The 25,066-nt window shown below is 29.8% G+C and carries 24 protein-coding genes, 3 pseudogenes and 1 riboswitch; of the genes and pseudogenes, 9 read left to right on the top strand and 18 right to left on the bottom strand.

What is annotated here, in order from left to right; all coding sequences use genetic code 11:
- Positions 1 to 23: 23 nt before the first annotated feature.
- Positions 24 to 1,172: a homocitrate synthase gene (nifV, locus tag Q0V24_RS03590; protein WP_297518753.1), complete on the bottom strand. Its 1,149-nt coding sequence runs from the start codon at positions 1,170 to 1,172 to the stop codon at positions 24 to 26.
- Between the two features lie 336 nt (positions 1,173 to 1,508).
- Here nifV and Q0V24_RS03585 point away from each other — a divergent pair, with 336 nt between their 5' ends.
- From Q0V24_RS03585 to Q0V24_RS03575, 3 genes are read left to right on the top strand one after another with little or no spacing between them, the layout of a single operon-like run.
- A complete protein-coding gene (locus tag Q0V24_RS03585; RefSeq protein WP_297518752.1) occupies positions 1,509 to 1,844 on the top strand; it encodes a hypothetical protein in 336 nt (111 codons plus the stop codon).
- A gap of 24 nt (positions 1,845 to 1,868) precedes the next feature.
- Positions 1,869 to 3,149 carry an FtsX-like permease family protein gene (locus Q0V24_RS03580; RefSeq protein WP_297518751.1) on the top strand — a complete coding sequence of 427 codons (1,281 nt, stop codon included), beginning with the start codon at positions 1,869 to 1,871 and terminating at the stop codon, positions 3,147 to 3,149.
- A 19-nt stretch (positions 3,150 to 3,168) separates the two neighbouring features.
- Positions 3,169 to 3,957 carry an ABC transporter ATP-binding protein gene (locus Q0V24_RS03575; RefSeq protein WP_297518750.1) on the top strand — a complete coding sequence of 263 codons (789 nt, stop codon included), beginning with the start codon at positions 3,169 to 3,171 and terminating at the stop codon, positions 3,955 to 3,957.
- Between the two features lie 18 nt (positions 3,958 to 3,975).
- On the opposite strand, the gene Q0V24_RS03570 is transcribed toward Q0V24_RS03575, so the two are convergent.
- A complete protein-coding gene (locus Q0V24_RS03570; RefSeq protein WP_297518749.1) occupies positions 3,976 to 4,704 on the bottom strand; it encodes a LytTR family DNA-binding domain-containing protein in 729 nt (242 codons plus the stop codon).
- 86 nt (positions 4,705 to 4,790) lie between these two features.
- On the opposite strand from Q0V24_RS03570, the gene Q0V24_RS03565 reads away from it, so the two are divergent.
- Positions 4,791 to 5,717, top strand: a complete 927-nt coding sequence (locus tag Q0V24_RS03565; protein ID WP_297518748.1) for a GHKL domain-containing protein — start codon at positions 4,791 to 4,793, stop codon at positions 5,715 to 5,717.
- Between the two features lie 437 nt (positions 5,718 to 6,154).
- Here Q0V24_RS03565 and Q0V24_RS03560 read toward each other — a convergent pair whose 3' ends face one another.
- From Q0V24_RS03560 to nrdD (Q0V24_RS03525), 8 genes and pseudogenes are all read right to left on the bottom strand, one after another.
- Positions 6,155 to 7,264 (bottom strand): VanZ family protein, encoded by a 1,110-nt coding sequence (locus Q0V24_RS03560; protein ID WP_297518747.1) that lies wholly within the window; start codon positions 7,262 to 7,264, stop codon positions 6,155 to 6,157.
- 84 nt (positions 7,265 to 7,348) lie between these two features.
- Positions 7,349 to 8,053: a pirin family protein gene (locus Q0V24_RS03555; protein WP_297518746.1), complete on the bottom strand. Its 705-nt coding sequence runs from the start codon at positions 8,051 to 8,053 to the stop codon at positions 7,349 to 7,351.
- Positions 8,054 to 8,106: 53 nt separating this feature from the next.
- Positions 8,107 to 8,544: a MarR family transcriptional regulator gene (locus tag Q0V24_RS03550; protein ID WP_297518745.1), complete on the bottom strand. Its 438-nt coding sequence runs from the start codon at positions 8,542 to 8,544 to the stop codon at positions 8,107 to 8,109.
- Between the two features lie 82 nt (positions 8,545 to 8,626).
- Entirely contained in the window at positions 8,627 to 9,622 is a 996-nt protein-coding gene (gene add / locus Q0V24_RS03545) for an adenosine deaminase (protein ID WP_297518744.1), read from the bottom strand.
- A 91-nt stretch (positions 9,623 to 9,713) separates the two neighbouring features.
- Positions 9,714 to 9,813, bottom strand: a riboswitch (purine riboswitch).
- Between the two features lie 198 nt (positions 9,814 to 10,011).
- Positions 10,012 to 11,157, bottom strand: a pseudogene (nrdD, locus tag Q0V24_RS03540) (anaerobic ribonucleoside-triphosphate reductase); the annotation flags it as partial.
- 360 nt (positions 11,158 to 11,517) lie between these two features.
- Positions 11,518 to 11,649 (bottom strand): hypothetical protein, encoded by a 132-nt coding sequence (locus tag Q0V24_RS03535; RefSeq protein WP_297518743.1) that lies wholly within the window; start codon positions 11,647 to 11,649, stop codon positions 11,518 to 11,520.
- A gap of 267 nt (positions 11,650 to 11,916) precedes the next feature.
- A pseudogene (gene nrdD, locus Q0V24_RS03530) lies at positions 11,917 to 12,114 on the bottom strand (anaerobic ribonucleoside-triphosphate reductase); the annotation flags it as partial.
- Between the two features lie 331 nt (positions 12,115 to 12,445).
- Positions 12,446 to 13,093: pseudogene (gene nrdD / locus Q0V24_RS03525) on the bottom strand (anaerobic ribonucleoside-triphosphate reductase); the annotation flags it as partial.
- 388 nt (positions 13,094 to 13,481) lie between these two features.
- Between nrdD (Q0V24_RS03525) and Q0V24_RS03520 the strand changes: the two are divergent.
- From Q0V24_RS03520 to Q0V24_RS03500, 5 genes are all read left to right on the top strand, one after another.
- Positions 13,482 to 14,204, top strand: a complete 723-nt coding sequence (locus Q0V24_RS03520) for a sulfite exporter TauE/SafE family protein (protein ID WP_297518742.1) — start codon at positions 13,482 to 13,484, stop codon at positions 14,202 to 14,204.
- 135 nt (positions 14,205 to 14,339) lie between these two features.
- On the top strand, positions 14,340 to 14,720 hold the full coding sequence (locus tag Q0V24_RS03515) for a hypothetical protein (RefSeq protein WP_297518741.1): 381 nt from the start codon (positions 14,340 to 14,342) through the stop codon (positions 14,718 to 14,720).
- Between the two features lie 128 nt (positions 14,721 to 14,848).
- Entirely contained in the window at positions 14,849 to 15,904 is a 1,056-nt protein-coding gene (locus Q0V24_RS03510) for a DUF3048 domain-containing protein (RefSeq protein ID WP_297518740.1), read from the top strand.
- Positions 15,905 to 16,119: 215 nt separating this feature from the next.
- Positions 16,120 to 16,965, top strand: coding sequence for a DegV family protein (locus Q0V24_RS03505; protein ID WP_297518739.1), 846 nt, complete (start codon positions 16,120 to 16,122; stop codon positions 16,963 to 16,965).
- Positions 16,966 to 17,002: 37 nt separating this feature from the next.
- Complete coding sequence (locus Q0V24_RS03500; RefSeq protein WP_297518738.1) at positions 17,003 to 17,428, top strand: PadR family transcriptional regulator; 426 nt, start codon at positions 17,003 to 17,005, stop codon at positions 17,426 to 17,428.
- A gap of 44 nt (positions 17,429 to 17,472) precedes the next feature.
- On the opposite strand, the gene Q0V24_RS03495 is transcribed toward Q0V24_RS03500, so the two are convergent.
- From Q0V24_RS03495 to rsmA, 8 genes are all read right to left on the bottom strand, one after another.
- Positions 17,473 to 18,288, bottom strand: a complete 816-nt coding sequence (locus tag Q0V24_RS03495; RefSeq protein WP_297518737.1) for a thymidylate synthase — start codon at positions 18,286 to 18,288, stop codon at positions 17,473 to 17,475.
- A 106-nt stretch (positions 18,289 to 18,394) separates the two neighbouring features.
- Positions 18,395 to 19,168: a nuclease-related domain-containing protein gene (locus Q0V24_RS03490; RefSeq protein ID WP_297518736.1), complete on the bottom strand. Its 774-nt coding sequence runs from the start codon at positions 19,166 to 19,168 to the stop codon at positions 18,395 to 18,397.
- Positions 19,169 to 19,280: 112 nt separating this feature from the next.
- Positions 19,281 to 20,132 (bottom strand): P-loop NTPase, encoded by an 852-nt coding sequence (locus Q0V24_RS03485; protein WP_297518735.1) that lies wholly within the window; start codon positions 20,130 to 20,132, stop codon positions 19,281 to 19,283.
- Positions 20,133 to 20,144: 12 nt separating this feature from the next.
- Entirely contained in the window at positions 20,145 to 20,996 is an 852-nt protein-coding gene (locus tag Q0V24_RS03480; RefSeq protein WP_297518734.1) for a hypothetical protein, read from the bottom strand.
- Positions 20,993 to 21,757 carry a prolipoprotein diacylglyceryl transferase gene (locus Q0V24_RS03475; RefSeq protein ID WP_297518733.1) on the bottom strand — a complete coding sequence of 255 codons (765 nt, stop codon included), beginning with the start codon at positions 21,755 to 21,757 and terminating at the stop codon, positions 20,993 to 20,995. Before Q0V24_RS03475 ends, Q0V24_RS03480 begins: the two co-directional genes overlap by 4 nt.
- Before the next feature lie 112 nt (positions 21,758 to 21,869).
- The gene (locus Q0V24_RS03470; RefSeq protein WP_297518732.1) at positions 21,870 to 22,439 is read right to left on the bottom strand and encodes a PsbP-related protein; all 570 of its coding nucleotides are present in this window, start codon (positions 22,437 to 22,439) and stop codon (positions 21,870 to 21,872) included.
- A gap of 227 nt (positions 22,440 to 22,666) precedes the next feature.
- Positions 22,667 to 23,935 carry a hypothetical protein gene (locus Q0V24_RS03465; RefSeq protein ID WP_297518731.1) on the bottom strand — a complete coding sequence of 423 codons (1,269 nt, stop codon included), beginning with the start codon at positions 23,933 to 23,935 and terminating at the stop codon, positions 22,667 to 22,669.
- Between the two features lie 265 nt (positions 23,936 to 24,200).
- On the bottom strand, positions 24,201 to 25,064 hold the full coding sequence (rsmA, locus tag Q0V24_RS03460) for a 16S rRNA (adenine(1518)-N(6)/adenine(1519)-N(6))-dimethyltransferase RsmA (RefSeq protein ID WP_297518730.1): 864 nt from the start codon (positions 25,062 to 25,064) through the stop codon (positions 24,201 to 24,203).
- Positions 25,065 to 25,066 lie beyond the last annotated feature (2 nt).

Genomic DNA, 25,066 nt, shown 5'->3' with positions numbered 1-25,066 from the left:
CATCTTCTTATTTATATTTTTAATTACTTATTTTTTGTATCTATAATATCCTGATAAATATGCACTATTTCTTTATCAAATAAAGGTCTTTTTACACACACAGAAATAGATCTAACCTGATCTAAAATTCTTTGTGCCATATCAGAATCAATATTTATATTATATTCATGGAACTTATTCACAATAGAAGCTCTTCCTGAATGTTTTCCTATAACTATTTGTCTTTGAAGTCCAATTTCCTCTGGATCAAAAGCTTCATAATTTTTAGGATTTTTAATAGCTCCATCAGCATGAATTCCAGACTCATGACGGAACATATTTGCCCCAACTATTGCCTTCCACTCAGGAAGAGTTCTTCCAGCAGCATCTGAAACATAGTGAGAAACATCCTTAAACATTCCTGTATTAAAACCTAAATCAATATCATGAACATATTTAAGAGCCATAACAACTTCCTCTAAAGCAGCATTTCCAGCTCTCTCACCAAGCCCATTAACAGTAACTCCAATATGACTTGCACCACCCATAACCCCAGCTAAAGCATTAGCAGTCGCCATTCCAAAATCATTATGAGTATGCATTTCTATATCAGAACCTGTATTTTTATGAAGATACTCTACACTCTCTTTAATACTAAAAGGGTCCATAACCCCAACAGTATCACAATATCTAAATCTATCAGCTCCAACACTCTTTGTTGCATTAATAAACTCAACTAAAAAATCTTTATCAGCTCTTGATGCATCTTCCCCATTTACAGATACATAAAGACCATTTTTCTTAGCAAATTCAACTGACTTTAACATATTTTCTATAACCCATTCTCTTGAAGTTTTAAGCTTATGCTTTATGTGAATATCTGAAACTGAAATTGAAATAGCAACAGCATCCACTCCACAATCAATAGACTCCTTAATATCAGAAATTACAGCTCTATTCCAAGCCATAATACTAGAAGATAAATCCTTCTTACAAATATCCTTAATAGCCTGTTTTTCATCTCCACCCATTGCTGGAATACCAACCTCAAGCTGATGAACTCCCATCTCACTTAAAGCTTTTGCAATTGCAATCTTCTCATGATTAGCAAAAACAACACCTGCTGTTTGTTCCCCATCACGCAAGGTTGTGTCAACTATTGAAATGTTTTTTCCCCAATCATTATTAACCATTTCTAAAATGCCCCCTTTTTTAAAGTTTGTTTTAATTTTAATTTTACCATATTTTGGATATTATTTGTATATTTAAACAACGACAAAATTTTTAACTTCTATAATACCAATGCAAATAGCCACATCAAAATTAATTGATGTGGCTACGCTTATATAATAAAAAAGTGTGGTATTTAAATACTTCCCACTTCTCTATTTTTTAAACCTTTATTTATAAAATAAATGCATTTACGACACGATAATATACATTCACGATATAATAATAAACTTTCTACCCCCTGATGCTAAGATAATATTGTAGACAAAATAAATTTTAAATTTAAGGAGTGATATTCTATGTTTGAATATTTCAATGATAAACAAATAAAAATTAATCTTATTGATGCTACACTTGGTTTTTTAAGTATATTAGGTCTTATACTTGGTGCTCTCTATGATGTAAATGCCATACCAATTTATATATCATTAGGTGTTGGATTTTTAGGACTTGCAGTCTTAAACCACTTTGCACATGACTTACTTGGGAAAAGAATTTTTCTATATGGACTTAATTTTATCCCATTCTTAATCCTTTTATATTCAAAAAATTTTGATCTAGCTTCTATTATATTATATTCTGTTTGTGCTTTCTTATCTGACTATGTATACAAAAAATTTATTGAACCTAAATAACTAAAATAACAGGGGGAATTTATTATGGAAAATCTTAATCTCAAACTTGGTTTTATAAAAAGAGATAGAAGTATCACAGCTTCTATCCTACTTTCTACATCAATTGTATATGCTCTTACATTAACTTTTTTTAATATCTCATCTTTAAATACTACGCTTATAGGTAGTCAAGAGAATATCGACTTCATTATAATTCTAGGATATTTCCTTAGTCTTGTAGCTATCTATCTTGGTTGGTATATGAACTCAATTGCTATGGTAGCAAGAAATCGTGAATTTGCTATACAGTTAACCGCAGGACTTTCAAAACCCAAAGCATTTGGACTTGCTGCTATTCAAAGCCTCTTTATAGTTAGTGTTTCTTTATTTCTAGGAATAATTATTTCACTTATCCTAACACCACTTTTAGGAATGTTACTTAATGCTTTAACTGGACTAAACTTTATAACATTTGGATTTTCACTCATAGGATTTGGACTCACACTTCTAATCGTAGCAATACAAACCTTTGTCATGATACTAAATAATGGTGGACTTTTTTATAGAGCTGAAGCTATTGATATTATCAACTTACACAAAAAAGAAATAACTTCTGAAACTAAAAATAAACCTCTACTTGGAATACTCTCATTAATTGCTGCACTTAGCATATTTGCAGGATATTTTTATGCAAAAGATCTAGGACCTGGAATAGATTTATATAAAATGGTTGATGTCCTTTCTACAACTTCATTCTTTGGGCTAATAGGTCTAAAAGTATATGGATTCCCTTATTTCATAGACTTTCTTTGCAGAAAAAAACTTCTTAATAAAAAACTACACCTGCTAACTATAAAAGAATTATCTTTTAGTATAAAACAAAGTCTATCATTATTAATTCTTGTTCTACTAATCCCACAACTTGCTTTACTTACTTTTAACGGTGTAGCTCTAGGATTACCAACAGAAATACTTACAAGAGTATCTTTAATATTCATCTCACTGCTTATAACTATAACTATAATTTTCAAACTTACACTAGAAGGTTTAAATAGATTAGATTCATATAAAGGACTTAAAAACCTTGGATTTTCTAAAGAAGAAATTCTTAAAATAGTAAAAAATAAAATGATACTTTTTACAGCTTACATTTTATTTTTACCACTAGCACTTGGACTTGTTTCACTTCATCTTTATAGTCTTGCAGGTCCAATGAATATGATGTTTATCATCCCTTTCCTTATCGTAACTTTAATACTTGGAATCATTGCAGTTGTTATCGCTCACAGAATTATTAAAAACAATATATTAGAAAATTTATTTTAAATAAAAGGGGTTGTTCAAAATGAAAGAAATAATCAAAACAGAAAATCTATGTAAAGACTATAACAAATTTAAAGGTGGTCTTCTTGCAAGAAATGAAGTTACAAATACCTATAAAGTAATAAAATCAATAGACTTAACTATATATGAAGGCGAATTTATATCCGTCATGGGACCATCTGGTTCTGGTAAATCAACTCTGCTAAATTTAATATCTAATCTTGATACACCTACTAAAGGAAATGTTTTTATCAACGGTCAAAAACTTAGAGCTCTTGGAGAAACTTCTGTTGCTAAAATTATTGCTGAAAATATAGGGTTTGTATTTCAAAACTTTAATCTTATAGACCTTTTAACTTGTAGAGAAAATATAGGAATGCCACTTGCTATTGCAGGAAAATCTATCGAAGAAATGCATAAAAGAATTGATGAAATTGCTATAAAACTTGGAATAACAGACCTCCTTGATAAATATCCTGTTCAATGTTCAGGTGGACAACAGCAAAGAGTAGCTATCGCAAGAGCTTTAATTTCAAATCCAAAAATAATTATAGCTGATGAGCCAACAGGAAACCTTGATAGTGAAACCGCTGCTAGCATTATGAGTATTTTCAAAAATCTAAATGAAAAAGATAATATAACAGTTCTTATGGTAACTCACGACGCCTTGGTTGCATCTTACTCAACAAAAGTTTTAAAACTTAAAGATGGTGTAATAAATGATACCCTTGAAAGGAAAACAAAGACACAAAGAATTTTCTTTAATGAAATTTTAGATATGCTATCACATGAACAAATAATAGCTTTATAAAAAAACAAGGACTATAAATTAATATAGTCCTTTTAACAATTTAATTTTTCTACTAGATATTAAAGTTTCATAATCTCCCTCTAAAACAACAATCATCTTAGATTTATCAACTACCTCTATATAGTTTTTATTAATCAAATATGACCTATGAATTCTTATAAAATTATCATCAACTTGCTCCTCAATCTCTCTCATTTGTCCATAAAACTCTATTACTCTATTGCTTGTATAAAGTTTTAGCTTGTGGACTTTTTCAGATGTTTCAAAGAATAATATTTTATCCTGCTCAATTGCTATTATTTTATTATCAACCTCAATACTAAACATTTTTTTATCCACACCAAGACTTGTATGTTTACTTTGTGCATCAATAATACAACTTTTAACTCTATCAGCTAAATCATCACACATATCCTTTACTATAAAATCCATAGCCTCAACTTTATACGTAAAAGTAAGATAACTCATTTCACCATGTGTTGTAATAAAAATAATATATCCTCTTGGGTCTTTTTCTCTTATTTTTTTTGCAAGTTCCATCCCATTAATATCACTACTTAAATCTATATCTAAAAAGTAGATTCCACTATTCTTCGAGTTATCAATTTCATCTAAAACTTTATATGGATTCTCTGTTGCAAGTACAAGTTTAAAATCAAGTTCCTCAATTAAAATAAAATCTTCAACTATCTTTTTCACTCTATTTAATTGAACTTTATCATCTTCACAAATAAAAATATTTAACAAAATTATAACCCCCAACCCATTTACTTAAATCCCATTAAATGGAATAATATTTATATACATAATACTATAAAAAAAGGAGATTTCCTATGCTTTTATTCCTAATTACTTTATTTATACTATCGGCTATGTATGCTGTTTCTCTACTTAAAAATAAAGATTTATCCATAAAAGAATTTAACTATCTTGGTTTATTTCTTCTCTTTATAATTGCAACTATATTCTTCTTCATACTAGAAAAATACAGTACTAAAACAAACTCTAGTGATATACTAATTGAACTTTGTATTTTCCTTGGAATTTTCACATTCCTTGTAATAATACTTATAAAATATATAGTTTCAGAAAGACAAACTCAAAGTAATCAAAAAGCTTTAGATGACCTAAAAATGTACACTGATAACCTTGAAAAAATCTATGATGATATGAGAGTTTTTAAGCATGACTATATGAATATAATCTCAACACTTTCGTACTATATAGAAGAAGAAAATGTAACTGATTTAAAATCATATTTTTCAGAAAATATAGTCCCTTTATCATCTCAAATCAAAAATAACAATCACAAAATAGGACTACTAAAAAACATAAAAGAAGAAGAACTAAAAGGACTTGTAGCAGTTAAACTAATCCAAGCACAACAAAAAGGAATAGATGTATTTATAGATATTGCAGACAAAACTGGCCTTGCACATCTTGATAAAATTATGCTTTGTAAAATCATAGGAATACTATTAGATAACGCTATAGAAGCAGCAGATAAATCAAAAGAAAAAAGATTTGAATTTGCAATCATAACAGAAGAAAATTCAAGCACTATAATAATAAGAAACAGCACAGAAACTGAAAACATTAACCTACAAAAAATCTTTAGAAAAGGCTATTCAAGCAAAGGAACTAACAGAGGTCTTGGGCTTTATATTGTTAAATCTATTATCTCAGAAGATAAAAAAATCTCACTAGATACACAGGCCGAAAACTTTATATTCACACAAAAAATAACCTTCAAAAAATGATAGTAAAAACTTAATAATAGAACATTTAACACCTCTTCAAAATACAATATTAGTATAGAAAGTTTTAAAGAGGGCTACTATGGATACAAAAGTAAAAATACGATTTATAGATTTTTCACTCCTTATTACTGGTATGCTTTTTCTTATAATTTGCAAAGGACTATTTTCACATATTCATGTTTTAGTTCCACTTATTATAGGAATAATCACACTACTATTTTTTAATTTTTTTGCACATAAACTAATCAAGAAAAAAATCATTTTTTATATAACTGAATTTGTAGGACTTACACTATTTTTATATGGTTACTTAGGTATCTTAGGATTTATCATATACTGTATTCTTACTAATCTACTTTATAATAATCTTGCTAATCAAGATTAAATACTTATAGAAAAAAAGCTTGTGTGGCTTCCACCACACAAGCTTTTTTCTATTATTCTATTCTAACTTTTATTTTATCTATTTCCTCAGAATTCAAACCTAAATCAAGTACATTAACATCCTCATAAGAAATTTCTTTACTAGCTTTTACACTTACCTTTTTATCCCCATTATAAAAGACTGCACTTTTACCCACAGGTATTTTAATATAAGCGTTAATAACCTCTATCTGATTACTTTCATTCCATGAATAACTATCAGAAGTTATAAAGTCACCTTCCTCATTATATAAATAATTAGTTATATCAGAAGTATCATTTATCTTAGACTCCATAGCCTCAAAATAATGCTCCCCCTTCTTATAATAATGAGTTGAATAATAACCACTATCATCATCTTTAGTCATACATATTATATCTTGCTCTATATTTTTAGTTGCAATAACTTCTCTACCTCTTTCCTCAAAAACACTACTTATATTGCTCATATCAACTGAATTATATTTTATATCCAAATAATTAGATATATGATAACTCCCATGAATAAATAAATACACAGGTATAGCAACTATTAAAACCCCTTTAACAGCAGATTTCTCACTAGAACTACTCTCTAATATCACCTTAAATAACTTTACTTTCTTAACTATATTCTCTAAAAGCTTATAAATTAAATATCCCGTAATTCCACCTAAAGTATTAATAATCAAATCATCTACATCTGCCCCTCTGCCACCAATCCATTGATTAAACTCAATAATAAAAGTACACATAAATGAAATTCCAGCTATCTTTAAAATCTTATTACACCCTTTATATAAAACAGGTAAAAACATTCCAAGAGGAATAAACATTATAAAGTTCCCAATCACTTGATGAAGTGCATTATTTAAATTTTCCCCAGTAAACATCTTTATAGTTTCAACTATTGGAATGAAATTAATAGAACTTAAAGTCATTCTATCTGGTCGTAAGTCTATATAAAACCCTCCTGCTGTATATGCTAAAACTCCAAAGAAATATACAAGAAACATAAACTTTACAAACTCTCTTGATATATTAAATTCCCTGCTTTTCTTGATAAAAATACTATTAATAATTATGTAAACTACTACCACTATTATCATAAGTTGTACAATCCCAAAATTCCCTATAATACCCATAAATTCACCTCTTAAAACAATATTACCACAAATTTACAAAAAAAGATTCTATAGAATAAATCTACAAAACCTTAAGAAATTTGTTTAATTTATTGACTTTTTCATTTCTATTAAAAGAATATGAGATTTTTCACTAGCAACTATTTCTAATACATCCTCACTTCCCTCTAAAGCATCACCATTATTAAAAACAACTCCATTAATTAATGAACTTCCTTCTATTTGTACTAAATAAACTTGTCTATTTTTTTCAATTGAAAAATTTATTTCTTTCTTTGCATCAAGGCTCAATGCATACATATTTACATCCTGATTTATTTTTGTCAATGCAGTCCCATCTTTAGCTGAAAGTACATGAAGCCATTTATTTTCTCTATCACTCCAAGGATATTGATAAGCCTCATAGCTAGGTTTATAATTGTGCTTATCTGGATATATCCAGATTTGTAAGGCTCGAAAATCCTTGTTAAATTCATTATATTCGCTATGATAAACTCCTGTGCCAGCTGTTATAGCCTGAACTCCTCCTTTTTCTAGAATATGTTCATTCCCTTTACTATCTCTATGAACTACTCCCCCATCAATAACATAAGTTATTACTTCCATATCTTGATGTGGATGTGATGGAAAACCATTATTAGGCTTTATAATACCATCTGTTAATACTCTTAAAACCCCATAATTCATATTTTTTGCTGAAAAATAATCTGCAAATGAAAAATGATGTGTTGATTTTAACCACCCTATATCTCTTTTTCCCATACTGTTATTATCTTTTTTATTTATCATTTCTCCTCCTTCACTTATCACTAATTAGTGATAAGTTGTTAAAAAATAAAATTTTATTTTATTTTTCTTAATAATTTTATTAAAAAATTTTTTTCATCACGAGTTAATTCCGAAAAACTATTTGTAATATTTTCAAAATGTTTTGGTAATATTCTTTCTATAATTTCTATTCCCTTATTAGTTAAAGAAATTAATGAAGATCTCTTATCATTTGGATTAGCAATTTGTATAATATAACCATCTCTTTTAAGATTTTTAATAACAACTGTTATATTTCCTGATGTTGATAAAACTCCTTCTATTATCTCAGCAATAACTAAATCACCTTTGCTATATAATATTTCTAAGACAGCAAATTGCCCCATCGTTAACCCTGTTTCCTTTTTAATAGGTATTTCATTTTTTTCTAATAAATTATTAGCTCTTTTAAGTGCTACTAAAGCCCCCAGTGAAATAATATCTTTTTTTATATCAAGTTTATTCTTATCCATAAATTTATTTTATCACTAACTAGTGATAATGTAAAGATAATATTTAAAACCACATATCTCTATGCAGTTCTAAAATTACTTACTATATTAAACTTTCAAGATAAGCCTTTGTAGCATCATCACAGAATGACCCTCTAACACTGTTAAGGTACATTTTTTTGTAATCTGCAAAAGCAATTTCATCAGCTTCATTTAAGTTTTTACACTCTGTTGTTAAATCTATATTTGAAACTGTTCTATTGTCTGAACTTAAATTTACTTGTAATCCATCATTTAAGAATCTTCTAATTGGATGCATTTTGTATGAAGTAGTTGCCTTTGTATCCATATTGCTCTTTGGACACATCTCTAAAGTAATCTCCTTCTCCTTAACAAGATTATAAGCTTCCTCATTATCTTGAAGTGCAACTGCATGACCTATTCTTTCAGCTCCAAGAACTTCAATAGCATCTATAACATTTTGTGCATACCCAGTTTCCCCAGCATGTACTGTAACCTTAAATCCATAACCTCTAGCTATATCAAACATCTCTTTATATTTAGGTGCAAATCCTTCAAGTTCTCCACCAGCAAGGTCTATTCCTACAACACCCTTCCCAACAAATTCTTTGCACTCTTCTATAAGCTTAAATCCACTCTCTAAATCATGATGTCTCATAATACATATTAGAAGATTACTCTTAACTCCAAAGTCTTTCTCGCCCTGTTTCATCCCTTCTAGGATAGCTTCAATAACTTCCTTAACTGAAAGCCCACCAGCTACATGGAATAAAGGTGCAAATCTAATCTCTATATACTTAACATTCTCTCTATTAACATCTTCAATTAACTCATAGCTTACTCTTTTTAGATTTTCTTTATTCTGCATTAAAAGTCCTGGTAAATCAAATCTTCTTAGATAAACATCTAATGAAGCACAATATTCAGGTACAACTAGCATATCTTCTACTTTCTCATAATCAAAACTATCAAGCTTAATATTCTCTTTTTTAGCAAGCTCTATAACTGTTCTTGTTCTTAAACACCCATCTAAGTGGCAGTGTAATTCTATTTTTGGTAATTCATTAAATCTTATCATTTTTAAGTCTCCCCTTTTCATTTGATTCATTATCTCTTAAATTTCTATAAAAAAAATCCTTGCTCACGAAGAAAACTTCCTCTCACAAATAGTGAAAAGACTCTTTCTTCGTAATCAAGAATTATAGGTTCTTGGTAGAAACTCCCTAGCCATATTATAGGGATTATACGAATCTGTTTTTTTATTATTGTTATCTATTCTATCATAACTCAAAAATAAATCAACCATAAAATATATACTTATATTCGTACTTTTGTCACTCTTTTTTCAATTTTAAACAAAAAAATAAAAGCTACATGGTTGGGTCCCCATGTAGCCCATATAAAGACAAAATCAAAAATTAATTTGAATCTGTCATTGTACTCTTATTATGTGGAGTTTAGAATTTTTTATACATTCTTATAAACTTTTTTATGAGAATCTGTATGTGAAACTCTATCTTTTCTCTCACCATATTTACCGGGTCCAAATCTTTCATCAAGACTTAGATAACCAGTAACTCTTGAAATCCCCTGAATGTCTGTTGAAGAACACTTAGGACAAGATTTTTCATTGTTGTGTAAATACTCTCCACAATTCTTACAATATCTAATGTGGAAGTTGATACCAAGATAACTTATATTAGTTTTTGTATAAGCATATCTTAAAATCTCCATAATAGTTTCTGGAGTTGGACAATCATCCACTTCAAGATAACTTATGTGACCACCATTACAAAGCTTGTGATAAGGAGCTTCTACAGCTACCTTTTTAGTAATTGATATTGGACAATAAACAGGAACATGATAACTATTTGTGTAATATTCCTTATCTGTAACACCCTTTATAATACCAAATACTTTTTGGTCATTCTTAATAAACTTACCTGAAAGACCCTCTGCTGGAGTTGCATAACAAGACCAGTTAAGATTTGTTTCTTCAGATATTTTATCAGTATATTTTCTCATGTGAGTTATGATTCTTTCTCCAAGTTCTCTTGAAGCTTCATCTTCTCCATGATGTTTTCCTGTTAAGGCAATTAATGCCTCTGCTAGGCCAAGAAAACCAATTCCATAACTTCCTTGTTGAAGTATTGCCTCAATTGAGTCATCAGGTCCTAAACCTTCTGAACCCTTCATTAAACCTTGACCTGCAACAAATGGAAGGTCTTTAACTCTTAATTTCTTAAGAATTGAATATCTGTGTAAAAGTGACTCTTTAGCTATCTCAAGTTTTGCATCAAGAAGCTCAAAGAATTTATTTACATCATGCTTTGCAAATATTCCGATTCTAGGTAAGTTGATTGTAGTAGGTGCTATGTTCCCCCTACCTTTACATCCTGGCTCACCATTTCTATTACTCATAAGATAAGTTCTACATCCCATTGTAGCTGGCATATATCCTTTATCATAATATTCTTTATTAAAATCAGCATCTATATTCATAAATGTTGGATTCATTCTTTTAGCCGCAACTCTACAAGCTAACTTGAATAAATAATGATATGGATCATTATTTTCCCTATTAACCCCTTCTTTTACTCTAAAGATAATATTCCTTCGTACCCTCGGTTTCCCGATATTTATTAGGGGAGTAGACTATATCATCATCCTACTTTCTAGGATGTGTAGCGCTTCCATTTAAGGGGTTCTCACCCACCAATACGATTGGCCGTACTCCTATTGATGCCTCGCAACATCTTCATTGGATAGTCGTTAGACCACTTCAAAATTTATCAAAATATTTTGAAATGGCACAGGATTATCATAGATAAACTTTTTACCCTTAGACTTCCCCTGTTAGCATAATTGTTAAATGTCCATTTACTCACATAACTAAACCGTCAATTACACACCGTTCTCTGAACGTTCACTACATTTTCTTATATCATTACTAATATAAGCCCCTACATTATCTTAAGGGAATATTGGCTGTTCAGCCTTTCCTAAACCTTTTTCATATTCTTCTAAGAATATTTCACATACTAATGCAGCATCCTCATTTTTTGGAATTCCTAAGTTCAATGAACTAAATGGAACTTGTGACATTTTGTTATCGTAGTGGCTTTTTATCCTCTACTTCTTTAGATTTCTCTAAAGTTCAGCATACATATTCACCTTATAAAATCCGTAAGGTGACGGAGACTCTTGGGAAGATTTTTGCTAGCTTAATCGCTCACTTCCTATGCGTTACAACCACTATTTGCTTATAGCAGTCTCGGTATTATCATATATTTTACTACTTAGACTTCACCGATTTTCCCCATTAATAATTTAAAAGCTCTAACGGTATCGCTTTTAAACGGCCCACATTTGACCTGCCCTACTGTGCATAGTATTTAAGTTATATACAACACCTTGCATTGCTTGGTGTACTCTGTCTTTTAATTTTTTATCTACTAATGTATCTAATCTTTCACCTTCAATTCCAAGTTCTAAATATTCTGCTCTTATCTCTTGTCTTGTAGGCTCTACAAAAGCTGACATATCATTATCAAAATCTGGATGAGATTGCTCTCAGCTTTATATTTCTATAAAGAACGGACTATATCTTTATGCAAATTTTGCATACCTTGCATTTCGAAATAAAGAATTTCACTTTAAATCTACTCTACTCCCTTCCACTTTTAAAGTGTGGTTTCGATAGTCTCTGCACTTTCCCTCTTCAGAGGACTTAGCACAGGATTAGCATATCTAATTTTTAAAAATAAGACTTAGCCTTCCCTGTTAGCACAATTATTAAACATCATTTCCTATGTTTCCTAAAATCGTTAATTGTACACCCTATTTTTATAGGTTAACAAGGTCCCTTCACTTACTCACATAAGTGTGTGGCCAATCAATAACCACCGAACATATCATTTTGTGTTGACTGTAATAATATACAGCTAAGTTCTGCTGCTGTTTCTATTCTTCTTGGAGGATTAATAGTTCCATAGCCTGTATTAAAGCCACGCTCTAATATTTCTCCTGTAGGAATGTGCAAACAGTTAACTGTCAAATTATAGGAATCTAGATCATGAAGGTAAATATCTCCATTTTCGTGAGCTTTTGCCAAATTCTTAGGCATGCTCGCAAGGTTGTGCCATTTGTTACTTTCACTTGCTATTCTTAATAACTTTGATGAGAAGTTATTCCCAACATTTGCGTTATCTCTATCTGTTTCAACTCCAATCTTAGCAATTGCTTTCATAAGATCAGATTTAATTTCTCTAACTTTAGTTCTTTCTTCTCTATAACTTGAGTAGTAAGAAGCTATATGCCCATATCCATTTTCTTTTAAACTTTTAATAACAAAATTTTGAATTTCTTCAACAGTTACATCTGTATTTGCATTTCTTTCAATATACTCATGTACTGTTTCCTCTATATTCTTTAGTGCATTTTGTCCAAGGTCTTCCCCAACATCTCTAGCAGAATTATTTATAGCATCTACTATCTTTTGAGTGTTAAAATTAACCTGTCTACCATCTCTTTTTATAACATTTGGCATTCTTATATCTCCCTTCCATTGTTTAAGAGGCTTTTAGCCTCTCACTATATATTGTGTGCCCTAACAACAAAGCACCAATATATAGTACCTATCTGATTATAAACCACTAAATTTTTATTTACTAATTTGTAATTTTTAAGTTTTTGTTTTTAAATCTGTTTATGTCTCTTTTACTTCACATTCCTTTATTATGTTTAATCTTTTGAGAGTTGACTTTTCCATCTGTATAGTATCAATTACCAAATTTAGTAAGACAAGCCTTTTTTATTTCCCCTTAAATTTTTGTTACCTAATTTTAACCTCTTTTTATTTGCAAATCATTTGCATTAACAATATTATTTTGTTATCATAACTTTAGAACAAAAGAGAAAATTCAAGGAGATTACATATGATTTATTTTTTAATAGCCCTAGGCGCTACAAGTATAGGTAGCCTTGTAGGACTTGGAGGAGACTTATTAATAATTCCATTCTTATTAAGTCTTGGAATACCAAAAGCACTTATATCAGTTAATGTAGACATATCTATGTTTGCAATGAGCCTTATAGCAACAATTATTTATGCAAAAAGAAAACAAGGAGATTTTAAAACTTCTATTTTATTTGCAATCGGTATAATACCAGGGGCAAGCCTTGGGGTACTTATAAATAGTAAGATTACAATTCCAACATTCAATCTTGTATTTATAAGTCTTGTAGCAATACTACTAATTATTATGTTTGTAAAAGACAAGCTTCCAAAAATTATTTTGCCAAGCTACACAAAACCTTTTGTTGGTATTGGTATTGGTATGATTTCAGGATTATTTGGAATTGGTGGTGCAATACTTCTTGTTCCTATATTAATGGTTCTTTATGGACTATGTTGTAAAAAAGCAGCTGCAACAACTATGTATCTTGTATTTATAAGTACAATAGTTACAGTTTCAAACTATGCATTTAGAGGATATACAGATTTTTCTTATGCATACTACATGGTTCCAGGTGCTATACTTGGTTCAGTTATAGGTACTTTCTTCAATAAAAAAGTAAGTCATAAATTTATAGATATAACATTTAAATTAATACTTGTCTTTATAATCATAAAGCAATTATTCGTGATATTTAAATAAAAAAAGACCATTTATTAGTGAATTTTATTAAATTCTTCTAATTAAGTGGTCTTTTTTTGTTTTATGCATTTATATAAAATCATTTTATGGTAAAATATGGTTATATATACATAAATGTAGAGGAGAAAATTTATTATGACAAAATCAAGAAATGGTCTTGCCTTTGTAGCTACCCTTTGTTTAATCTTAACGTTATTTTTTTTCAGGTATTATAATATTAAAAATATAATTACTATCACTAATAATTCAGATGACATTATAGAACATATGGAACTCATAAGTGAAACTGGTAACACACTTAGGACTCTAGATAATCTCTTACCTAGCATCTCTATTAAAATTAACCTTGAAGCATATCAAAGCGCTAAAGATATTAATCTAATCTACTACTATGATAATATGCAATCTTCAGAAAGTTTTGGAATAAAAACTTCAAAAGATGAACACTCTAGTTTTAATAAAATTATTATCACTGATGTTTATGAGAATGGAGAAATGAATGTAGAGGTAAAATAATATCTCTTAACTAAAGACTAATCTGATAGCAAAACTTAGTTATGCAGTCAAATTAGTCTTTTTCATTATAATTTCATGCAATATTGTCGATAATACAAGTATTCAAATTTTTAAGGGGGCATTTTCAGATGAAACGAAAATATTTAATAACCCTATCACTAGTGATAGGATTTTCTATCTTAGGAATTGGAGGTTACTTTTTAACTAAACCTAAAACACCAACTAAAGAAGTAGTTTTTGAAACTTCTGGAGAAATTGATGATTTTATAGCAAATGAAACTATTCAAACTGATGAAAAAGGTTCTTTAAGCCCTTATACAGGGCTGGTTTTATCAGAGGATGAATCTATGCAGGATGCTTTCCTTGCTATAATTGAAAACTCAAGACAAGCAAGACCTCAATCCGGTTTATCACAGTCTGACTTTGTTTATGAAGTTATGACAGAGGGTGGTATTACAAGGTTTATGGCACTTTTCAATACTAACTATGCACAGAAAATTGGACCTATAAGAAGTGCTAGATATTACTTTTTAGACCTTTCAAAAGAATTTGATTTACCATTTGCACATTGTGGTGGTAGTCATGATGCACTTAAAACTATAGAATCAGACTCTTCACTTAAAAGTGTGAATGAAATGGCGAGTGGTAATTACTTCTCTAGAGATTCTGCTAGAGTTGCACCTCATAATCTTTATACTTCAACTGAAAATATAGAAAAGTATCTTGATGTTAAACCATTTTCTAAAACTAATATGAGAAAACTTACTTTCAATGATGACTTCTGGACTAATAAAGACTTAGAAAATTGCTTAAGTGTAGATCTTAAATTAAGTAACTACTATTCGACCTCTTATAAGTATTCTGAAAGTGGCTATGTTAAAAGTATGGATGGAGTTGAATCAATAGATGCTTCAACTAATGAACCTTTAACTTTTGATAATATAGTAATTCAACTTACTAATATAAAGAATAGAGAAACTGAAGAATATATGGATATAGATTTAGTAGGCTCTGGTGATGCTATTGTTATTAGTAATGGTCAATATATTAAAGGAACTTGGAGTAAAAAAGATTCTTCACTAGCAACAACTATCAAAGATGCTAATGGTGAAAGCATACCACTTGGTAGTGGAAACACTATTTGGCACATAGCAGATAGCAAGAATGAGATTAAAATCTATTAAATTATAGAATTTAAATTAACGAAAAGGTTAGTTTATGTATTTTTTATTAATTTAATATATTAATAAAGGTTTATTTAAACATTTTTAAAATTATCAACTATATCACTATTGATATAGTTGTTTTTTTGCTATAATCTAATTAAGTTAATAAATAAGAGAATAATTAATTGAAATAAATATAAAGATATAGATTTAATTTTAAGGAGGACAAGCATTTGCAAAAAATAGCGATTTTAACAGACAGTTCATGTGACTTATCAAAAGAGGAGAGAGAGCAAAAAGGTATCTTCATGTTACCAGTAAAAATTATATATAAAGACGCTGAGTATTTAGACCACTTAACTATTTCACCTCAAGAGATATACGATAGAATTGAAACAGAAGTTCCTAAAACATCTTTACCTAGTGCAGACTACATGAATGAAGTCTTTGATAAAATCGAAGCTGAAGGATACACTCATGTTGTTGGAGTATTCTTATCAAGTGCACTTTCAGGAACTTTTAATGCTATAAGACTTCAACTTCTAGAAAGAGATGCTTTCGAATATAGTATGTTTGATAGTAAAATCCTTGGATATCCTCTTGGAATGATAGTTTTAAAAGCTTACGAGATGGTTCAAGCTGGCAAATCATTCGATGAAATAGTAAATTGCCTACCAACTATTAAAGCTGGAACTTATGGAATTTACACTCTTAATACTTTAGAGTATTTAATAAAAGGTGGTAGAATAGGCAAAGTTTCTGGAACTATTGGAGACCTTTTAAACTTAAAACCAATCATAACAGTCGATGAAAATGGTGCTTATGTTACAATAGCAAAGGCTAGAGGTAGAAAACAATCTCTTAAGAAATTAAAAGCAATTGCTGATGATTTAGTAGCAGAAGGTAAATGTAAGTTATTCATACTTCATGGAAATGCTCTTACAGAGGCAGAAGCTTTAAAAGAAACATTTGCTGGACACCCAAATATTACAGACTTAGATATTCGTGATATAGGACCTGCTATGGGAATACATGTTGGCCCTGGAATGATAGCATTTGCCTTACAAAAAGACTGTTAATATAAATTAAAATCTTATTGTAAAGGTTAGGTGAGATATGGATATAAGGGCTGAAGAGAAAAAATTATATGACGAGTATAAAAGAAAATTATCTAAAATCAAAAAAGTTCAAAAAGAAAATGATGCTGTAGGGCAAGTTTTTACAAAAGGACTTTTACCAATATACTTACTATACATCTTAAGCCTTGGTCCTACTAATGGTAATGATATTGCTAAACAAATTGGGAAAAGGACTAAAGGACTTTGGATTCCTAGTACAGGTGGAATTTATCCACAATTGAAAAAGCTTGAAAAGAATGGCTTTATAATAGGCTCATGGGATGACCCTGAAAAGAAATTCCAAAAAATCTACACTTTAACAGAAGAAGGTTTTGCAGAATTTGATACAAAAAAGTCACTGCTTGAGTCTAAAATCCAAGAAGCTTTAAGGGTTTTCACAATAATATATAACGATTTATATTAGACAAGCTACCTAAAATTAATTAGATAGCTTGTTTTTGTTTTATCTTAAACAGATACTTCAGCTTTTATTGAAGCTTGTGGATTATAATTCTCTAAAATAAAATCTTCTATTTTATATGAGAATATATCTGTATTATCTGTATTTATTTTTAATGTTGGAAGTTCAGTTGGAATTCTTTCAAGTTGTGTTTTAACTTGCTCTAAGTGATTTTTATATAAATGACAATCTCCTACTGAGTAAATTAACTCTTTTGCTTTAAGCCCTGTAGCTCTTGCTACCATATGAGTTAAAAGTGCATATGATGCTATATTAAATGGAAGCCCTAAAAATACATCATTACTTCTCATATAGAATTGGCATGATAATTCATCACCATTCACATAGAATTGGAAGAATGAATGACATGCAGGAAGTCCACACTTATCAGCATCTGCTGGATTATAAGCAACTACTAAATGTCTTCTACTATTCGGATTCTTTTTAATTTGTTCTATAAGATTTGTAATTTGATCAACTTCAAATACTTCAATTTCCCCATCAGTATCTGTATATCCTCTAAAACCTCTCCATTGTGCTGAATAGATTCTACCAAGTTCACCTTTTTCATCTGCCCAAGCATCCCATATATGTACGTTGTTATCTACAAGATATTTAATGTTTGTATCCCCATTTAAAAACCATAGAAGCTCTGCAACTACACCTTTCCAATATACTCTTTTTGTTGTAAGGACTGGAAAACTCTTTTCTAAATCAAACCTTAATTGTCTACCAAATACCCCAATAGTCCCTGTACCTGTTCTATCATCTCTAACATTTCCATTCTCTAGAACATCTTTACATAACTCTAAATATTGCTTCATAAAAAACCTCTCCTCTTCTTTGTAAAACTATCTAAAATTATATCGTAAATCAAAAAAAAAATCTCTTTAATAAAAGAGATTTTTTCATTTTTAAAAAATTTTAATGTTATTTATACTTTTCTTTTATGTTATCCCTATGCGCTTTTATAACATCTTCACTTGGATTCATACAGCTATAAATTTTTTTATTCACTTCAACAAATTCATTATTAATATCTGAAGAATACTCATTTTTTATTTTTCTATCTAAAAGCTTATAAAGTAATTCTTCTTCTTTTTTTCTAACTAAAATAACATCTTCATCTGGAATATATCCTTCAAAATTATTATCTACAACTAAAGCTACAATTGACTTATACTCAAAAGATAAATCTTTCAAATATTTTTTAAGTACATTAATATGTTTTCTATTTTGGTCTGCTCCATTAGCACTCTTATAAACCTTACCGCTATTATAATAACACTCCCAATGCTCTGCAAAAACTTCTAAACTTGTACAAGTTTTATAATCTTTACATTCAATCATATAAATAGTATTATCAGTCACAACTAAATGGTCTATTTGCATGTACTTTCCAATCCCATACGGCACATATAAATTCCAATAAACATTATAATTAGAATTCTCTTTTGCCACTAAATAATTTAAAACCTCACACTCTAAATTATTTTTTAGATTAAAATTACTCTGCGAATATTTAAGCCTTCTAAGTTCTTTTAAACTATCATCAACCGATTTTCCAACTACTTTTATCTCTTGTTTAGGACTAAATGTTTTAGTTTCTATCTTTTCATTTAACTCAGTTTGGATGGTTGGTTCTACAACCGCTTCCTTTTCACTTGAATTAAATAAGTCCTTTAAAAATTTAAATATTCCCAATACTCCAACCTCAAAACTCATTATTCACCATATATACTACGGCTTAACAAGACTTTTGGTTACTTCTTCTAAAACAAAAAACACCAAGGATTAAAAACCCTTGGTGTTTTTTCTAGTATAATGCTGAGAAAACACTTGAATAAAGTGGATTATCAACAATGTATTCTTCTGCTCTTCCCTCTTCTAAAGCCTGTGTAAGCTCAAGATTTATAGGAAGCTCTGCAATAAGTGGAAGTCCTAAGTATTCAGCACATTCTTCAGAAGATTTATTGCTAAACACTTTCATCTTTCTCCCACAATCACATTCAATATAAGCCATGTTTTCTACAACACCTCTTACTCTAACTCCAATCTTTGAAGCCATAGTAACAAGTTTTTTGACAATCATAGAAACCATTTGCTGTGGTGTTGAAACAACAACAAGCTCTCTAACAGGGTAACTTTGCATTATTGTTAAAGTTACGTCCCCTGTACCTGGTGGCATATCTATTAAAAGATAATCTAGCTCTTCCCAGTTAGTTTGTTGATACATTTGATTTAAAACACCTGTGATAACTGGACCTCTCCAAATAACCGGAGCATCCTCAACCTCATTAATAAGGTTAATTGATATAACTTTAATTCCTGATTTAGTAAGAACAGGTTCAAACTTGACGCTTTTATTATCATCAACTGATGTCATCACAGCTCTTTTATCTTGAATACCAAAAATTCTTGGCATTGAAGGACCTGTAATATCAGCATCTAAAACTCCAACCTTGTAACCTTGTTCTCTTAAAGTTGTAGCAAGTATACCTGTAACTGTAGATTTCCCAACTCCACCTTTACCACTTACTACACCTATTATATTTTTAATCTTGCCATACTTTGGCATTAATTTCATTGATATATTACTAGGACAGCCTTTGTTCTCTTTAGCAGATGAACATGAACTTTTACTAGAACAATCTGAACAACTTCCCATCTTTACTCCTCCTTAACTATTCCATGACTGAGGCATCGTATTGAATATTTCTGTATTCCACGAACCATCATATTCCCCTTGCACATAATACTTTTTCTCAGAGTTATTTGACTTATCATTTACTGTAATAATAGTCTTGAATTTTTTTGATGTGTATCCATAACATTCAACATTTACTACGATACCAAACTTACTACTATCGTGATTCATAAAGCTTATATTTGGTATAACCTCTTGTGCTTCACTTAAGAAGTTTTGCATATCAACAGATAGCAAGAACTTATTACATAAATAATCATCAAGTATATTTACTGCAACCTTTGGACTATTTGTTGTAAGCTGAGTTTTATCAGCTTTTAAAACATCTAAAATTGAACCATAATAGATAGTATTAAAATCTCTAGGTTTTTGTATGAATGATAAATTCTGAATTATTTGGTTATCTAATCTCTTAGATAAGTGGAATACATTATCTCCTGAATAGAAGTTTCCTGTACTTCCTGATGTTTGACCTGCTACGTAATCATATGTAGATACTTTAGACCCTTCAAATATCTGAACAGTATAATCTGGTGTTAAAGTACTCTTATCAGTTTTAGAAACTGGTTTACCATCTGATAAAACTTTATAAACATCATTAATTGCACTTGGTTCAGTAACAATTATTCTAAAGCCTGGGTCTCTTGTACTTTGCATTGCAACCTCAGTTACAACACCACTCTTAAAGTAATTAAAATAGTTGTTTCTTAGCCCTAATTTAACTGCTAAAGTGTCAAACATAGATGGTCCATTCATTAAAAATGCAACTATGCCTCCAATTATAGCAATTAAAATAACACTAAAAGTTATTTTTCTAATATTCACTTTTCTTTTCTCCCTTTGAATCTGTGTCTATTATAAATCAGTATCCCTGCAACAAGCATGAATATTGAAATAAATTGAGATGTACTAAGCATCCCAACGTTACCTCTTGGGTCATTTCTTAAGAACTCGACTAAAAATCTACCAATACTATATATAATAACGTACATAGCTACTGTATCACCTGATTTTTTCTCTTTATTCTTAGAATACCAAAGAAGGAATCCTGCTAAAAGAAAATCAAAAATCACACAGTATATCTGTGTAGGATGAAGATGAACACCTGCTGGCGCTAAGCCACCCTGCGGAAAAACTATATATAATGGACCTTCTGTGATTGCTCCATAACAACATCCTGCAAAAAGACATCCTATTCTTCCAAATCCCTGCGCAAGCGCAAGTCCTGGGGCAATCATATCAAAAACTTCTAGTGAATTCCATTTTCTCTTCTTACAATATAAGAATACTCCTAAGATACCAAATATTATAGCACCATAAATTACAAAACCGTAACCAAATTGAGTAAATATAACACTCGGATTTTGCATTATACTCTTAAATTCAGTGATGATAAATAATCCTTTTCCTCCTAGTATTCCCATAACAACTGTAATTATAATCATATTGAAGATGTGATCTTCATTGTAACCCTTAGCTTTAGCTCTCTTATTGAGTAAGAAAACTGCACATAAAATTCCTATAGCTATCATTAATCCATAACCATAGACATCTATCCCAAAAATACTAAATAAAACTGACTTCATAAAATCCCCCTATTTTGCCCGTTTTTCACCTATAGTAATAAAGAGAAGCTAGTATTAGCTTCTCCTTATTACTTATTTAAATTATAATACGTATAACTTTCTAAATCAATGCCTATTTAGCTTTCTTAAAGCTCTCTAAAATAAGCCTGTACACAGTTTCATAATTTTCTTTATACCTATCAAGCCCTGCTGAAAATGTTATTTTAAGTTTAAGTTCATCATCTAAAGGGAAGTAATATGCTTGTGTCATGTAATTTCTACCTGATTCTGTCTTTTCTTCATATTTTAGTTTTTTAACCACAACATCCCTTAATTTCTCATCAACTGTCTTTATATTATTTACTTTTTCAGCTTCAAAATTTTTCTTATCTATATTTATAAGTTCCTCAATTGAAGTTTTTGTACTTAATACCTGAATGCTTCCTACCACTCCCATAGCTTCACTAACAAAATTATTGTTATAAACTATGTAATCCTCTGGTTCTGAAACCTTAGTTGTCCAATTATCAGGAAGACTAAAAACTAAATTCCCATCTAACGCAGTATACTCTAACATATCCTCAATATTATTATTAACAAGTGCAACCTTTTGTATATTCGTTTCAAAAAACTGTTGCATAAACACCATAACACCCATCAAAAAAACTAATATCGTTGTAACTAATAATTGTTTTTTATTCATTACTTATCTCTCACCCACTCTTCACATAATTATTTATCTGTTCATTCTCTAAAATATATTTATTTTAATTTATAATTATGCTTAATAATTTGAATTTGTGCACATACTAACTTCGAAGCCTTTTGATTATTCATAAATTAATGCCCTTCGATTAACATATTTACTTAAACAACCCTATTATAAAGAGCCTACTCTCAACTGAAAGTAGGCTCTTTTATTTTCTTTAATTATTTCATTGGTACAACTACCATACTATTTCTAAAGTCATAGAACATTAACCAGCAACCAGTATTACTGCCCTCTGAATCTGGTACAAAAGTAACAAATCCTGTTTTTCCTGAATAAGGTTGACTCATTTTATCTTTACATCCATGAACTCCATAAACTAGATATTTAATCTTTCCTTGTTCATTGCATTTAAGACCTACCATAAAGTGACCTTTTTGAATGATATAAGGATAATAATTTATCATAGGATAATATAAAGTTGTATATTTGTTATAATGACAGATATTGCACATATCTTCAAAACACTTAACAGGCACTTTATACCACTTAGTATTCTTAATTTCGTCTGTTACTGTGACTTCTTCAAGCCCCTCAACAACATTCATAAAGAATTCTCCCATTGCACCTTTAACCTCAAACTCACCTTCACATTTGTTTCTCTCTAAACCTTCAATTTTGATACTTTCTTCATATGCGTCAAATTCATTTGGTCTATCATCACAACCACAGTCTTCTTTTTCATCATCATGCTTATCGTATTTATCATGATAATCTTTATCTTTCTTATCATCTTTATCATAATATTCTTCATCATAATTATCTTTATCTTTTTTGTTTCCATGATGATATTCATAGTCCTCTTCATGGTCATACTTCTTGTCATCTTTTCCATGATGGTACTCATAATCATTCTTATACTTCTTTTCATCTTTTTCATGGTAATGTTCTTTTTCATCATGATCATATTTCTTATCACTATAATCATGGTCTTTATCATCATATTTTTTCTCTTCTTTAACATATGATTTTTTTTCTTCTTTTTTAGCTGTTTTCTCACAATTTACTTTGCTATAATCTTTCCAGTTATTTGTTGGTTGCTCACCATTTAAGAATCCGCACATAAGGTATACCATTTTCCCAGCAACCTCTTTACAGATAGCCGCACCAACAATTTTGTCATAGCATACGCCTGTGCTACCTATGTTATCTGCATCATGCTCAAGGCTACTCTCAACTTTGCCCTGCTCTGTTATGTTCATAGCACCTAAACTAATTAAAGTTTTAGTATCCTTTTTATTGCATATAAGCATCATGTGGCAATTACTATATTCCTGTTTAAGATTCTGCGCATAAAAAGCCACCTTACAGCTACTTCCTTTAACCTCAATTTTGGCATAACCTGATAGAGGCTTGTCTTTAGATATTGAATGACCCCTCTCATCCTCTTGTAAAATTATAAAACTTCTATATAACTTGCTATGTGCCAATGTACTAATCCTCCGATTTGAATTATTCATTATATTATATGATTATATGCATACCGTTCAGAATATGTTTAAAAAATATTATATATAATCATCTTTTTTATAAATATATTTATCACAGAATCTATTTAGAACAAATAATTATAAATTGTTAAGTAAAATTTTCATCAAAAACCCATAATAATAATTTGTTAAGTATAAAAGAGTATAAAAAAGGTAGAATGCAAAACATCCTACCTTTTTCGTTTGAAATTATCTAATTAATAAACTATTGATTTTTCATGTGGAAATTCATTCTATTTGATAATGCACAGAATTCTTCTAAAGATAAAGTTTCCCCTCTTCTTTTAGGATCAATTCCAGCTTCTTGATAAGCAAGTTCGTGAATTTCTTTTGGAAGTCCTAAAGCTTTTGTTGAATTCCATAAAGTTTTTCTTCTCATGTTAAATGAGTTTCTTATCATCTCAAAGAATAACTTCTCACTATCTGGTTTAACTCTTGTTTCAGGGAGTTTATCAAGTCTTATAACTATTGAATCAACCTTTGGTGCAGGTACAAAACAAGTAGATGATACATATCTAACAATTTCAGTACTGCAATAATACTGAACAAGGAATGTTAGAGCACCGTAATCTTTACAGCCTGGTTCTGCATTTATTCTCTCTGCAACTTCTTTTTGAATCATTATAGTAAGTGACTTAAAGTTACATCCACCCTTTAAAAGTCCTGCTATAATAGGTGTTGTAACATAGTAAGGAAGGTTAGCAACTAGCTTAACACTCTTTTCCTCACCTATAATCTCATCAAAATCTACTTTTAAAGCATCATTATGTATTAATTGAAAATTAGGATTATCTCCAAGCTCTTCCATAAGTATTGGAATAAGTGAATCATCAAGCTCTATTGCTACAACTCTCTTAGCCTTGTTTAAAAGTCTTGATGTAAGTGTTCCAACTCCAGGTCCAATCTCTATTACTAAGTCGTCCTTGCAAACCTCAGCACCCTCTACGATATCAGTTAATACTGTATCATCAGTTAAAAAGTTTTGTCCAAGTGCTTTTGTACATTTAAAGTTGTACTTTGCCATAATATCTCTTGTTACAATTTCTTTCGTTATAAATTCTTTATTCATAT

Origin of the sequence: uncultured Clostridium sp., assembly GCF_947039605.1 — a bacterium.
Lineage (GTDB): Bacteria > Bacillota > Clostridia > Clostridiales > Clostridiaceae > Sarcina.
Note: the sequence above shows the minus strand (reverse complement) of the source record. Positions and strands in the feature narration are given on the sequence as shown.